This is a genomic window from Novosphingobium sp. 9 (genome assembly GCF_025340265.1).
Classification (GTDB): Bacteria; Pseudomonadota; Alphaproteobacteria; order Sphingomonadales; family Sphingomonadaceae; genus Novosphingobium.
Genome location: NZ_CP022707.1, coordinates 80,449 through 93,683 on the forward strand (window position 1 = coordinate 80,449; position 13,235 = coordinate 93,683).

Annotated in this window: 12 protein-coding genes and 4 pseudogenes; 5 read left to right on the forward strand and 11 right to left on the reverse strand. The window is 67.4% G+C overall.

Annotated features, from left to right (window positions below; all coding sequences use genetic code 11):
- The first annotated feature begins 8 nt into the window (after positions 1-8).
- On the forward strand, positions 9-464 hold the full coding sequence (locus tag CI805_RS00340) for a cupin domain-containing protein (protein WP_260924934.1): 456 nt from the start codon (positions 9-11) through the stop codon (positions 462-464).
- 16 nt (positions 465-480) lie between these two features.
- On the opposite strand, the gene CI805_RS00345 is transcribed toward CI805_RS00340, so the two are convergent.
- The 10 genes and pseudogenes from CI805_RS00345 to CI805_RS00390 form a co-directional block, all read right to left on the reverse strand.
- The gene (locus CI805_RS00345) at positions 481-1,332 is read right to left on the reverse strand and encodes a S1/P1 nuclease (RefSeq protein WP_260924936.1); all 852 of its coding nucleotides are present in this window, start codon (positions 1,330-1,332) and stop codon (positions 481-483) included.
- Positions 1,333-1,339: 7 nt separating this feature from the next.
- Positions 1,340-2,004 (reverse strand): annotated as a pseudogene (locus CI805_RS00350) (glutathione S-transferase family protein).
- A 245-nt stretch (positions 2,005-2,249) separates the two neighbouring features.
- Positions 2,250-3,251: an inorganic phosphate transporter gene (locus CI805_RS00355; RefSeq protein WP_260924937.1), complete on the reverse strand. Its 1,002-nt coding sequence runs from the start codon at positions 3,249-3,251 to the stop codon at positions 2,250-2,252.
- A gap of 16 nt (positions 3,252-3,267) precedes the next feature.
- A complete protein-coding gene (locus tag CI805_RS00360) occupies positions 3,268-4,392 on the reverse strand; it encodes a DUF47 family protein (protein WP_260924939.1) in 1,125 nt (374 codons plus the stop codon).
- 10 nt (positions 4,393-4,402) lie between these two features.
- Positions 4,403-5,056: a ribosome biogenesis GTP-binding protein YihA/YsxC gene (yihA, locus tag CI805_RS00365; RefSeq protein ID WP_260928006.1), complete on the reverse strand. Its 654-nt coding sequence runs from the start codon at positions 5,054-5,056 to the stop codon at positions 4,403-4,405.
- 22 nt (positions 5,057-5,078) lie between these two features.
- Positions 5,079-6,845, reverse strand: coding sequence for a membrane protein insertase YidC (yidC, locus tag CI805_RS00370; protein WP_260924941.1), 1,767 nt, complete (start codon positions 6,843-6,845; stop codon positions 5,079-5,081).
- Positions 6,846-6,936: 91 nt separating this feature from the next.
- Positions 6,937-7,194: a membrane protein insertion efficiency factor YidD gene (gene yidD / locus CI805_RS00375; protein WP_260924943.1), complete on the reverse strand. Its 258-nt coding sequence runs from the start codon at positions 7,192-7,194 to the stop codon at positions 6,937-6,939.
- Positions 7,191-7,652, reverse strand: coding sequence for a ribonuclease P protein component (gene rnpA, locus CI805_RS00380; protein ID WP_260924951.1), 462 nt, complete (start codon positions 7,650-7,652; stop codon positions 7,191-7,193). Before rnpA ends, yidD begins: the two co-directional genes overlap by 4 nt.
- 155 nt (positions 7,653-7,807) lie before the next feature.
- On the reverse strand, positions 7,808-7,942 hold the full coding sequence (rpmH, locus tag CI805_RS00385) for a 50S ribosomal protein L34 (RefSeq protein ID WP_086494189.1): 135 nt from the start codon (positions 7,940-7,942) through the stop codon (positions 7,808-7,810).
- A gap of 297 nt (positions 7,943-8,239) precedes the next feature.
- Positions 8,240-9,091, reverse strand: a complete 852-nt coding sequence (locus CI805_RS00390; RefSeq protein WP_260924965.1) for an alpha/beta hydrolase — start codon at positions 9,089-9,091, stop codon at positions 8,240-8,242.
- A 271-nt stretch (positions 9,092-9,362) separates the two neighbouring features.
- Here CI805_RS00390 and CI805_RS21030 point away from each other — a divergent pair.
- From CI805_RS21030 to CI805_RS00400, 4 genes and pseudogenes are all read left to right on the forward strand, one after another.
- Positions 9,363-9,757 (forward strand): annotated as a pseudogene (locus tag CI805_RS21030) (magnesium chelatase domain-containing protein).
- 95 nt (positions 9,758-9,852) lie between these two features.
- Positions 9,853-10,502 (forward strand): annotated as a pseudogene (locus tag CI805_RS21035) (ATP-binding protein); the annotation flags it as partial.
- A 75-nt stretch (positions 10,503-10,577) separates the two neighbouring features.
- Positions 10,578-10,787 (forward strand): annotated as a pseudogene (locus tag CI805_RS21040) (ATP-binding protein); the annotation flags it as partial.
- Positions 10,788-10,807: 20 nt separating this feature from the next.
- Positions 10,808-11,560, forward strand: coding sequence for a hypothetical protein (locus CI805_RS00400; RefSeq protein ID WP_260924968.1), 753 nt, complete (start codon positions 10,808-10,810; stop codon positions 11,558-11,560).
- 136 nt (positions 11,561-11,696) lie between these two features.
- Here the strand turns inward: CI805_RS00400 and CI805_RS00405 are convergent, their stop codons facing one another.
- Positions 11,697-12,971, reverse strand: a complete 1,275-nt coding sequence (locus CI805_RS00405) for a hypothetical protein (protein WP_260924970.1) — start codon at positions 12,969-12,971, stop codon at positions 11,697-11,699.
- Between the last annotated feature and the right edge of the window lie 264 nt (positions 12,972-13,235).

Sequence of the window (13,235 nt, forward strand, 5' to 3'; positions counted from 1 at the left end):
ACAGAGCGATGCCCCGGATCGATATCGACGCCCTCGCCCCCTCGAACGCCACAGGCTATCCCGCGCCCTACGATGCGCAGGTCGAAGGTCGCTGGTGGAAGCGCCTCGCCCCTGCGGGCGGCCTCACCCACATGGGCGCGAGCCATGTCGTGCTCAAACCCGGCGCGTGGTCCAGCCAGCGCCACTGGCACCGGGGCGAGGACGAGCTGCTGGTGATGATCGCAGGCCAAGCGGTGCTGATCGAGGATGGCACCCGTACCATGATTCGTCCCGGCGACGTCTGCGCCTGGCCCGCCGATGTCGAGGACGGGCATCATCTGATCAACGAGAGCGAGGCCGACTGCGTCTTCGTGGCGATCAGCGCGGGCACCGATCGCGGCGGCGAATATCCCGACCTCGACATGATCTGGAACGAGCGCGGCTACTGCCACCGCGACGGCACGGCCTATCCGGCGAAGGAATAGGCCGCGCGCCTATCCTTTACCCCAGCGCGGCATCCAGCATCTTCGCAAGGCGCAGGCCCGCCTGCTGGATGCGCTTGTCGACGACCGGGATCGTCTGCTCGATCGCCGCATTGGTCCAGACGATCTTCTGGGGTTCCTTGCTGCCGCAGGGCAGCTTGCCGCCGAAGGCCAGCGGATAGAGCACGTCGCGGCTGATCTCGTAGCTTTCGCGGGCCCAGTCCTCGGGCGTACCGCCCGACATTTCGGCCCTCTCGGCCTTGCTGTAAACGCGCACGAGCGGCGGGCGGGCCGAGGTGATTGCGCGCTCGGCCAGCGTGGTGTCCCAGATCGAGTGGAGGTTGCGGCCCGGCGCATCGCCGTACTGCGCCTTCACGGTATTGCCGCCCAGATCCTCGTTCTCCCCCACATGGAGCGGCTGGTGCACGTCGCCCACGAAGTGGACCACGAACGAGAGCGCTTCAAGGCGGAGCACCGGCGCCAGCTTACGGTCGGCGAGCAGCTTCTCGTTGCGCGCGATCTGCGCGGTGACGCACGTACCGTCGCGGCAGTTGGCCTTGATGTCGAAGGTGCCGCAGACCGGCTGGTCCTGATAGTGCCACGAACTCTGGAAAGCCCAGCGCCCCTTCTCGCCCTTGATGCAGTCCGGCCAGGTGGCCACCTTGTCGATCGAGGTCATCGCGCATTCGGGCGTATCGAGCCCGGACTGCGACTTCATCAGCCGCTGGATCGCCGCGCGGGTCGCAGGCTTGACGTTGGCCATCGCGATCTCACCCACGGTGGCATGGCCGAGATAGCCCCAGGCCATGGCAGGCGTCGCGAGCGAGGAGAAGCCGACGAGCGCGGCCATGAGCAGAAGGAAACGACGCATCGGGGGCTTACCTCACCGGAGTTTCATATTGTTCGATCACCCAGTCCTCGGACTCGGCGGCAGAGATCCAGGCCTGCGTCCAGTCATGCTCCCACACCGCCTGCATATAGGCCTGCGCAAAGCCGGGCACACCGATGCCGTAAGTCAGGAAGCGGCTGACGACGGGGGCATAGATCAGGTCCGCCGCGCCGAAGGTACCGAACAGGAACGGGCCGCCCTGCCCAAAGCGCGCCCGCGCCTCGGCCCAGAGCTGGAGGATGCGCACGATATCGGCGCGCACCTCGTCGTCGATCCCCTGCAGCGTCACGCGGGCGCGGATGTTCATCGGCAGCGCGCGGCGCAGCGGCAGATAGCCTGCGTGCATTTCCGCCACCATCGAACGCGCCATCGCGCGGGCGGCATCGTCCTTGGGCCAGAAGCGTTCGCGCCCGACCTTGTCGGCGAGGTATTCGATGATCGCCAGGCTGTCCCACACCACCGCCTCGCCGTCCCACAGGATCGGCACCTTCCCCTGCGAGGGGCGAGATCGCCCGAGGCGCGCTTGCGCTCCTCCCAGTCGTCGCCCAGGATCGGGACGGTGATTTCCTCGAAGGCGAGGCCCGACTGCTTGCACGCCAGCCAGCCGCGCAACGACCAGCTCGAATAGTTCTTGTTGCCGATAATCAGCTTCACGCGCGTCCCCAGTGTTCAGGTCTTGCGGTTGGTTCCGTTACAGGAGCAAGGGCCTAGAAGCTGGGGGCGGGCGTGTCGAGTGTTCGTGATCCGGAGTCTTGGCTAAGTACGCCTCCTGCATCCGCAGGAGGCTTGCGGCACCGGCCCACGCCCCCACCCACCACCCGGTTCAGGATACTCTCGTCGGGTGGTGGGTGAGGGCGTGGGCCGGTGCCGCATTCGAGCGTCAGCTCGAACAAGAACAATCAAAACAACCGCGTGATCTCGAAGAACAGCGCGCCGACCACGGCGCTGGCGGGGATCGTCACCACCCAGGCGACGATCACGCGGCTGGCGACCGACCAGCGCACGGCGCTGGCGCGGCGCGCGGCGCCGGTGCCGACGACCGAGCCGGTGATGGCATGGGTGGTCGAAACCGGAATGCCCATCGCACTGGCGCCGAACACCACGATTGCGCCCGCCGACGAAGCGCAGAAGCCCGAGTGATGGTTCAGCTTGGTGAGCTTCGATCCCATCGTCTTGATGATCTTCCAGCCGCCCGACAGCGTGCCCAGCGAAATCGCGCAATAGCACGAGATCACCACCCATTCGGGAACGTGGAACGCGCCCTGCATATGGTCGGTGGAATAGAGCAGCACGGCGATGACGCCCATCGTCTTTTGCGCATCGTTGCCGCCATGGCTGATCGAATAGGCGGCGGACGAGAACAGGTGCAGCACCTTGAACACCGAGTTTGCACCGCGCGGGGTGAAGCCCTTGAACATCCACGCGGTCAGCAGCATCAGCGCCATGGCGATGATGAAGCCCAGGATCGGCGAGGCGACGATGGCGATCAGCGTCTTGATCGTGCCCGAGCTTTCGACAACGCCGGGACCGGCAGCGGCTATCCCTGCACCGATCAGCCCACCGATCAGCGCGTGGCTGGAGGACGAAGGGATGCCCTTGATCCAGGTCACGACATTCCAGAACATCGCACCGACCAGCGCGCCGAACACCACGGCGGGCGTCACCGCATCGACGTTGATGATCCCCTTGCCGACCGTCTCGGCGACATGGAGGCCGACGAACCAGTAGGCCGCGAAGTTGCCCGCAGCGGCGAACAGCACCGCCAGCACCGGCGAGAGCAGGCGCGTGGCGACCACCGTGGCGATGGCATTGGCCGCATCGTGCAGGCCGTTGAGAAAGTCGAACGCCAGCGCGAGCGCGACAAGGCCGATCAGCAGCGGAAAGGCAAGGCTGTGGTCCATGGGAGGTCCGCCGCCGTCAGGCGTGATCGATCACGAGACCGTCGATCTCGTTCGCCAGATCCTCGAAGCGGTCGACCACGCGCTCCAGCCGCTTGAACATCTCCTGACGGACGATGAACTGCAGCGGATCGCCGCCCTGGCTGGCCTGGAAGATACGCTTGAGGCCCGTCTCGTGGATCGAATCCGCATGGCCTTCCATGCGCACGAGGCGCTCGGTCAGCTCGTGCAGGCGATGGGCGTTGTCGGCGATCTTGCGCAGCAGCGGCATCGCTTCGGCAGCGACGCGCGCGGCCTCGACGATGATCGCGGCCATGTCGCGCATCTCGGGCTCGAACTCGGTCACGTCATAGAGGTTCACCGCGCCCGCCACCTGCTGCATCTCGTCGATGGCATCGTCCATCGTCGAGATCAGGTCCGAGATCGCCGAACGGTCGAACGGCGTCAGGAAGGTGCGGCGCACCGTCTGGAGCACTTCGCGGGTGACGTTATCGGCGTCATGCTCGCGCTCCTCGATCTCGCGGATATGCTGCGCGCGGCCCGGACCGCCCTGCATCAGGCGGGCGAGCGCATCGGCACCGGCAACCAGCGTCTGCGACTGCTGCTCGAACAGATCGAAGAAATTGCCCTGCTGCGGCAGCAGCTTCTGGAACCAGGCAAACATCGTATTGACCCCTGTCTTGTCGGCCATCGCTCCGAAGAAGCGGGCAGGACTTGTGGCGGCGCGGAATTCGCGCGCGCCGAACGAACGGATGAGCGCGCGCAGGTCTTCCTCGTCGACCGCTTCGGCCGCCTGCGCCATCGTGAACCAGCGACGTTCGCGCTGGTGCTGCTCTTCCCAGGTATCGAGTTCCTCGGTCACGGCGAAGGGGAAGACATCGACGTCCGCCCACACCGACGCGCCCGAATCGCGGCGCTTGCGATAGCGGAACGAGCCCAGCGGCGTCGGGCACACCGCGCCCAGCACCCCTGCCTCTTCCAGCGCTTCCGCCTCGGCCGCAGCATGGGGCGACAGGCCCTTCATCAGACCGCCCTTGGGCAGCACCCAGCGCCCCGTGCCGCGCGATGTCACCAGCAGGATGCGCACCGGCGCATCGATACCGGGACCGGTCGCGCGATAGGGCAGCACCGCGATCTGACGCATCGCCATCGCCTTACAGCTCCGAGTCGCCCAGCACCGCCGCGCGCAGGGCCTCGATGCCGAGCCCCTTTTCCGAGGAGGTGACATGGACCTGCGGATAGGCGGCGGAGTGCTTGCGCGCCTCTGCCACGGTCGCGGCATAGACCGCGTCCAGCTCGGTCGCCTTGATCTTGTCAGCCTTCGTCAGGACGATGCGATAGGTCGCCGCCGACTGGTCGAGCATTTCCATCATGTCGGCATCGACCGGCTTGATGCCGTGGCGCGCGTCCACCAGCAGCAACGTGCGCTTGAGCACCACGCGGCCGCGCAGGAAATCGCGCACCAGACGGCGCCACTTCTCGACGACGGCGGGCGGCGCCTTGGCAAAGCCGTAGCCGGGCATGTCGACGAGGCGGAACTGCAAGGGCTCGCCCACGTCGAAGAAGTTCAGCTCCTGCGTGCGGCCCGGCGTCACCGAGGTACGCGCGATCGCCTTGCGCCCGGTCAGCGCGTTCAGCAGCGAGGACTTGCCGACGTTAGAGCGACCGCAGAACGCAATCTCCGGCACCGTGGGATCGGGCAGGAACTGCAACTGCGGCGCGCTCCTCAGGAACGTCACCGGCCCGGAAAAGAGCTTGCGTGCGCGTTCCTGAAGTTCGCCGTTATCGTCTGGGTTGAAGTTATCCATCATCTGTACTGCCCCGGCCCGATCAGGCCTTGGCGCCCTTCTTGGCCTTGGCGGTCTCGGCATCCTGCTTCGCCTGCGCCTTCAACTGCGGATGGCGGCTGTAGAGATACTTCTGCTGGGCGATCGTCAGGATGTTCGAGGTGATCCAGTAGAGCAGCAGGCCCGCAGGATACGGCGCCATCACGAACATCATGAACCACGGCATCAGGTTGAAGATCTGCTGCTGCGCGGGGTCCATCTGCGTCGGGTTCAGGCGGAACTGCAGGAACATCGTCACGCCCAGCAGCAGCGCCAGGATACCGATGCCGAGGTAGGCCGGCGGGTCGAACGGGATCAGGCCGAACAGGTTGATGATGTGCAGTGGATCGGGCGCCGAAAGATCCTTGATCCACAGCACGAAGGGCTGGTGGCGCATTTCGATCGACAGCGTCAGCGTCTTGTAGAGCGCGAAGAACACCGGGATCTGCAGGAACATCGGCAGACAGCCGGCGAGCGGATTGACGCCCTCCTGCTTGTAGAGCTGCATGATCTCCTGCTGCTGGCGCGCCTTGTCGTCCTTGTAGCGCTCCTGGATCGCCTTCATCTTCGGCTGGATCGCGCGCATCGCCGCCATCGAGGCGAAACCGCGCTGGGCGATCGGGAACATCACGCCGCGCACGATCAGCGTCAGCAGGATGATTGCCACGCCGAAGTTGCTGACCATGTGGAACAGGCTGTTGAGCAGCCAGAAGATCGGCTTCTCGAACCAGCGGAACCAGCCCCAGTCGATCGACAGGTCGAAGTTGGTCAGCCCCTGCTTCTCGTAGGCGGCCAAGACGTCATATTCCTTGGCGCCCGCGAACAGCTTGGTGGTACGCGACAGGCTCTGGCCCGGCTGCAACACGCTCTGGTCGTAGACGAGATCGGCGCGGAACAGGTCGTTGCCGAGCGCGCGGAACGAACCCGCCGCCTTGGCATCGACAGGCGCGACAACGCTCATCCAGTAGACGTCGGTGAAGCCGATCCAGTTGGTCTGGCCTGCTTCCTTCACCTGCTGGGCGGCAACCACGTCCTTGTAGTTGGTGCCGAAGCTGACCGAACCGTCATAGGCGCCGATCGGCCCGGCATGAACCTGCCAGCTGTCGAGGCTGGCGGTCAGGTCGGTGCGGTTGACCAGCGCGAAGGGCTGGACCTGCAGCGGACCGCCCGCGCGGTTGGCGACGGTCTGCGTGGCCGTGATCAGGTAGTTGTCGTCGATCTTGAGCGTGATGCCGAAGGTCTGGCCGCGACCGTTGTCCCAGGTCAGCGTCACCGGGGTCTGCGGCGTCAGCTTGGCACCGGCCGGAACCGTCCAGAGGGTGTCGCCGGTGGGGGTGGTGCCGGCAGCGCCGACCCAGCCGAACTGCGCGAACTCCTGCGCGGGCGTGCCGGCAGGCGAATAGATGCGCACAGGGCCGGAATTCTTCTCGACGGTTTCGCGGTGACGGTTGAGCACGAGATCGTCGATCACCGCGCCCTTCAGGTTCACCGAACCCGAAACGCCAGGCGCCGAAATCGGCAGGCGCGGGCCGGTGGCCAGCTCGGTCTTGAGATCCTTCGCCTCAAGCGCCTGATCGGCAGCATCGCGGATGCCGCCTTCACGGGTGGGCTTGATCGCGCTGGCCGCCGCTGCCGGGTCTGCCACCTGCTGCTCGGCGACCTTCGCGGGCACCTTGGGCTGCGGGTAGAAGTAGTTCATCCCGTACTGAGATCCGAACAGCACGAGCACTGTCAGCAGTGCCGCAAGGATCATGTTGCGCTGATTGTTCACCGAGGGTCGCTTCCTGTCGTCTTCGATCCGTCGCGGACCGCAAGAAACGCAGGCCGCATCCACTCAATCGTCTATGTATAGGGGCGCAAGGTCAGTCCGGCACGGGATCGTGGCCGCACCCGCCCCAGGGTTGGCAGCGCAATATACGCCAGAACGCCAGCCATCCACCCTTAATCGCACCATGGCGGCGGACTGCCTCAATCGCGTACTGCGAGCAGGAGGGCGTATAGCGGCAGGTCGGCGGCATCAGGCGCGAAGGACCCAGCTGCCAGGCCCGCGCGATGCCGATCAGCAGCAGCCCCGGAAGCCGCCGCACAAAGGCAAGGCTGCGGGCTGTCACGGGTTTCACCGCGTGCCGTCCACGCCAGCTGTCGGCGTCGGTTTGCCCGAGTTCTGCGCAGGCTTGCCGCCGCCGGGGCGCTTTCCGCCTCCCGAACGCTTGCCCGAAGGATGCCGGCGCGGCGGATCGCCCTTGCCCGCCTGCGCGCGGGACAGCGCCATCAGCAGCTCCTCGCGCAGCAGCGCAAAGTCACGCTCGATGCCCGATTCGCGCCCGATCAGCACATGATCGGTATTCGCCAGACCATGCGCAGGCAGTATCTCGCGCACCAGCGCCCGCAGCCGCCGCTTCATGCGATTGCGCACGACGGCGTTGCCGATCTTCTTGGTGACGGTGAACCCGACGCGCATCCCCTGCCCGCCGTTGGGATAGGCCAGCAGCACGAAGCCCGCCCGCGCGACTCGCAAGCCCCGATTCGCGGCGACGAAATCGGCGCGGCGGGTCATCGTGGCGTAAGGCGCGGTCATGGCCGGAGGCAGCTGCGAATCAGCGGGCGCGAATCAGCAGGGCCGGAAACGAGACCGACCCGCGCCGCCACTCCGGTTCGTCGCGCACGAAGCGCATCGAACCCCGGAAAGGCAACGCGGGCCGGTATCATGACCAGCCCGGAGGCTGGCTGAAATCAGGCCGAAAGCTTGCTGCGGCCGCGTGCACGACGGGCACGCAGAACCTTGCGGCCACCGACGGTCGCGGTGCGGGCGCGGAAGCCGTGACGGCGGGCGCGGACAAGGCGGCTGGGCTGGAAAGTGCGCTTCATGACAAACCTCGAAAAACGGATAACCTAGGCCACCCGTTTCGAGAGGCCGCTAAACAGACGGCGCGCTTACGCAAATCCGCCGGGAGAGTCAAGGAAGCGTGCGAGGGGTCGGGGAGCACGACATGCGATCTCGCAGGAAAGCTCACGCGCACCGCTACGCCTGCCGACAGACACATGCAACCGGCCCCGGCAACTCTACCAATCATGCCCCGAGGCGATACGCGCGATGAAACGGGATTCCCGCCTTCGCGGGAATGACGACGGAAAAGAGATAGTGACGAGAGGCTCTCGTCGCCTTCAGCGCGCCAGCGCGAGGGTCGGGGCGCGCAGGACGCTGGCGTTCAGGCCCTTGGCAGGGGTGAGCATCACCCACTGGGCCATCTGCTCGGCGCCGAACCAGCGGGCCTGATCGAAGCGCACCGAATTGGTCATCGCATAGAACGCGACGGCCTCGGCGCGGCTCATCCCCATTTCGCGGTAGTAATCGAGATAGCGACGGTTTTCAGGCGCGGTCAGCGGATAGTCCGCAGGCTCGCGACCCGAATCGTCCATCCACGAATGGACCGCGAACTCGGCACCGTGATCGGCAGCGCGGCGGGCGCCCGCCAGAAACAGTTCGACCCCGCCCGAGCGCACCGAGCCGCCGCGCGGCACATATGTCGCCATGCCCCTCGCGCGGATCATCCGGCCAAGGCGCAAGTTGGCGACGTCGTCCTCGGTACCGGGGCAGTCGATCATGTCGATCTCGGCAAGCCCCGGATGATCGCGCACCATCGCGGCGAACGCGGCAGGGCTGCGCGCGTCGGTCACATCGACCAGCGCGGCCCGTCGCGAATCGAGCACGCGGAACGGGCCGTAGCGGGCAATGCCACGCGGGATCGCGATGGGATTGTCGTAGTTCGGCGCGCCCAGCCCCGAATCGTAGGCGGCACTTCCGGGGGCTTTACCGCCAGGGTGCCCAACGCTCAGCAGCATCATACGCTCGCCGCCCGGCACGATGCGATCGGCATCGAGATCGAGCGTTTCGTAAGCGATCACCGGCCCCTGGGGCTCCGCGTGCGCCACGCTGACTTCGGCATGCGCGGCGACAGCCCCCAAAGGGGCCGTACCGAGGGCCGAAAAGGCCAGAAGAGCGAAGCTGTAGCGCATGGTCGGAACATGCGCCCGCACCGCTTACCGAAGCGGTGAGGAACAGGGTTAAATCGCTGTAAGGCATGATTTCCGCGCGAGACCTTAGGGTTATTACCCGATACTCCTTGCCGAAACCTCAACGCCCGCCGGAAGCCCGTAATTCCGCCGGGATTTCCTGCAATTTCGGACCGGAAAGGACATGCCCCCGGTGGTCGCGCTGGTATCGACGGTGGCCTATCTCGGGCTGGAGGCACGGCCTGTGGAAGTGCAGTGCCAGATCGCGCCGGGCATGCCTGCCTTCGCGCTCGTCGGCCTGCCCGACAAGGCGGTGGGCGAAAGCCGCCAGCGGGTCAGCGCCGCGCTGACCCGCTGGGGCTGGCGCTGCCGGCCAAGCGCATCACGGTGAACCTCTCGCCCGCCGATCTGCCCAAGGAAGGCTCGCATTACGACCTGCCGGTGGCACTGGCGCTGCTCGCCGCGATGGGCATTCTCGATGCCGAGCAACTGGCGGATTACGTGGCGGTGGGCGAACTCGCGCTCGACGGGCGGGTGATCCCCTCGCCCGGCGTGCTGCTGGCGGCGCTGCACGCCAGCGGCGCCGACAAGGGGTTGATCTGCCCCGCCGCGCAAGGCTCCGAAGCGCGCTGGGCCAGTGGAGTGCCCGTCATCGCCACCCCAACCTGATCAGCCTGATCAACCACCTGAAGGGTACGCAAGTGCTGCCCGCCCCTGCTCCCGGCGCGGTGGAGACGCCGACGCCGGGGCCGGACCTGAAGCAGGTGAAGGGGCAGGAAACGGCCAAGCGCGCACTGGAAATCGCCGCAGCGGGCGCGCACAACCTCCTGATGAACGGGCCTCCCGGCGCAGGCAAGTCGCTGCTGGCGGCCTGCCTTCCGGGCGTGCTGCCCCCGCTGACCGCGCCCGAAGCGCTGGAAGTCTCGATGGTCGCCAGTGTCGCGGGCACGCTGGAGGAAGGGCGGATCAGCCGCGCGCGCCCGTTCCGCAGCCCGCACCACTCCGCCTCGATGGCGGCGCTGACCGGCGGCGGCCTGCGCGTGCGCCCCGGCGAGGTCAGCATGGCGCATCTGGGCGTGCTGTTCCTCGACGAACTGCCCGAGTTCCAGCGCGCCGTGCTCGATTCGCTGCGCCAGCCGCTGGAGACCGGCGAGATCAGCGTGGCGCGCGCCAATGCGCATGTGACGTTTCCGGCCCGCGTCCAGCTGATCGCCGCCATGAACCCATGCCGCTGCGGACATCTGACGGACGCCGCCCTCGCCTGCTCGCGCGCGCCGAAATGCGCGGTCGATTATCAGGCGAAGATCTCCGGGCCGCTGCTCGACCGTATCGACCTGCACGTCGATGTCGATCCGGTGCGCGCGGTCGATCTCGCCCTGCCCCCGCCTAAGGAAGGCAGCACCGAAGTTGCCGCCCGCGTGGCAAGGGCGCGCGCGCGCCAGACCGGGCGCTACGAAGGCACCGCGACGCGCACCAATGCCGAACTCGACGGCGAGCTTCTCGAACGCCACGCCGCCCCGATGCCGAAGGCCAGAAACTGCTGTTGCAGGCCGCCGAGGCGATGCGCCTGTCCGCGCGCGGCTATACCCGCATCCTGCGGGTCGCCCGGACGATTGCCGATCTGGCCGGGTCGGACTCAGTGAAACGCGTGCATATCGCCGAGGCGCTGAGCTATCGTCGGCGGGCGCCCGTCAACTGACACGAAAGGAGAGTACACCGATGCTGGATGCTGTGCTGTCCGTGCTGACCTCTGCCGCCGCCATGGCCGCGCCCTGCCCGCCGATCCCCGGCACGGCCTCGCTGCTGACCGATCGCAAGGTGCAGTGGATCGTTGTCGGCGAACAGCATGGGACGATGGAAACGCCGCAGGCCTTCGGCGATCTCGCCTGTCTGGCCGCGCGAACAGGCCGTCCGCTGACGATCGCGCTGGAATTGCCGGACAGCGAACAGGCCGCGCTCGATGCCTATCTGGCCTCCGATGGCGGGGCCGAGGCCCGCGCGGCCTGGCTGGCGCAACCCATGTGGAAGGACGGGCCCAGGGATGGCCGCTCCAGCGTCGCCATGCTGGGCCTGATCGAGCGACTGCTCACGATGCGGCGCGAGGGGCAGGTAACGGCAGTGGTCGCCATGCAACCGATGGCGCCAACGCCCACGCCGGAATCTTACGAAAAGGCGATGGCCGCCCATGTCGAGCACGCCCTCGGATCATCCGCCGGAAAGCCCGGCGCCCTCGTGCTGACGCTGGTCGGCAATGTCCATGCCCGGCGCGCGCCGGTGACATTCGGCGCGCAGCGCTACATGCCGATGGCCGGGTGGCTGCCGGGCAAGGCCACCGTCACACTCGATGCCAGCGGCAATGGCGGCGCCCAGTGGTCGTGCTTTGCCGACACGCACACTCCCCCCCTGCACCCACCTGCGAAGCCCGCGATTTTGGCCCATCGCACAAGCGCTATCCGCGCGGCGTGGTCCTGAAGGAAACCCGCGACCACGCCTATTCCGGCTACCTCAACCTCGGCACGCCGACCACAGCCGCGCCTCCCGCCATCCCGGCAGACAAGGCTCAGGGTTGATCGTCATTCAGCCTTAGCCGACACACACCGTCCCGGCCTCAGGGATGGCCGGGATGTCCGCCGCCGTGCCCGTCTCGCGGCCCGCCATGCCCACCGCCATGCGGCCTCGATTGGGCCTGACGAGCTTGGGCTTGACGAGCTTGGGCCTGACGCTGCTGTTGTGCTCGCGCGGCCTGCTGACGATGCATCGACGCCTCGCGCATCTGCGACTGGCGATGCTGCTGTGCCCGCGCGGCCTGCTGGTGATGGACCGCCGCCTCACGCGCCTGCGACTGGCGCTGCTGTTGCACCCGCGCGGCCTGCTGACGATGCACCGAGGCCTCGCGCGCCTGCGACCGGCGCTGCTGCTGAACCCGCGCAGCCTGCTGGCGATGGACCGCCGCCTCACGCGCCTGCGACCGGCGCTGCTGTTGCATCCGCGCCGCCTGCTGACGATGGTCCGAGGCCTCGCGCGCCTGCGACTGGCGATGCTGCTGCATCCGCGCGGCCTGCTGGCGATGCATCGACGCCTCACGCGCCTGCGACTGACGCTGCTGCTGCATCTGCTGACGTTGCGTCCGGGCCGCGATCAGGCGTTGCTGCTGCTCGCGCTGGACCTGCTCACGCTGAGCCTGCCGCTCTCTCTGGCGGTCCTGCTCGCGATTGTCCTGCCGACTGACGTCCCCAATCCGGGCCTGCATCTGAGCCTGCCGGACCGCCTGCTGGCGCTGGGTGCGAATGTCGCGTTGCAACCGGCTATCGTCGGCGGCCTCGCGGTAGAAGTCGGGCGACTTCCCACGAAAGCCTGCCTGCTGCCAGCGCGCGAAGCGATCGCCCGCGAAGCGGCGGACGGCGCGCTCCTGCGTCCAGCGCGCCGCGACGACGGGCGCGTGGCGGTCGTTCCACTGCTCCCAGCCCGGACGGCGTGCGGCATCGCGATCCCAGTCATCCTGCGCGCGGGCGATGGCGACGCGGTGGCGCGCCCAGTTCTGCGCCGAAACACCCTGATGGCGCTCGCTCTCGGCAGCGCGGCGCATGGCGAGAGCGCGGGCATAGTAACGGTCGGCCATGCGCCGTTGCACCAGCGCCCGGCGCGCATCGAGCACCCGCCCGTCGCGCCCGTAAATCTGCGCCAGCCGCCCGTCGCGGTAGCCATAGCTGTACCACGGATCGCGCACGAGATAGGGCTGGTCGGAATCCGGGCCGTAGTAATAGTAGCGATAGCCCTGATCGATCGGCTCGGCATAGCGCACGTAGCGGTCGCCGGTCTCCCACGCCCACGGGCGCTCGTCGCCATAGTCGAAGCCATAGTCGGGCGGGGCCGAGCCGAACACAGCCCCAGCGTCGAGGCGAGCGCGAGCATGTCATAGGCCCCCGCATCGGGATCGCTGACATAGCCGCCATCGTCGGCGGGGTAATCGCGATATTGCGGGAGGTACTGGACCGGCGCGGGGCCGCTGGAGGCCAGATAGCGCGAGGCTCCCGTGGGCGCAGCCAGCGCGGGCGGCGGCGCGGTGTCGAGCATCGGTGTATCAAGCATAGGCTGGGCGTCCGGAAGCGGTGCATCGCCTGCCGGGTTGATCCCGCCCCAGGCAAAA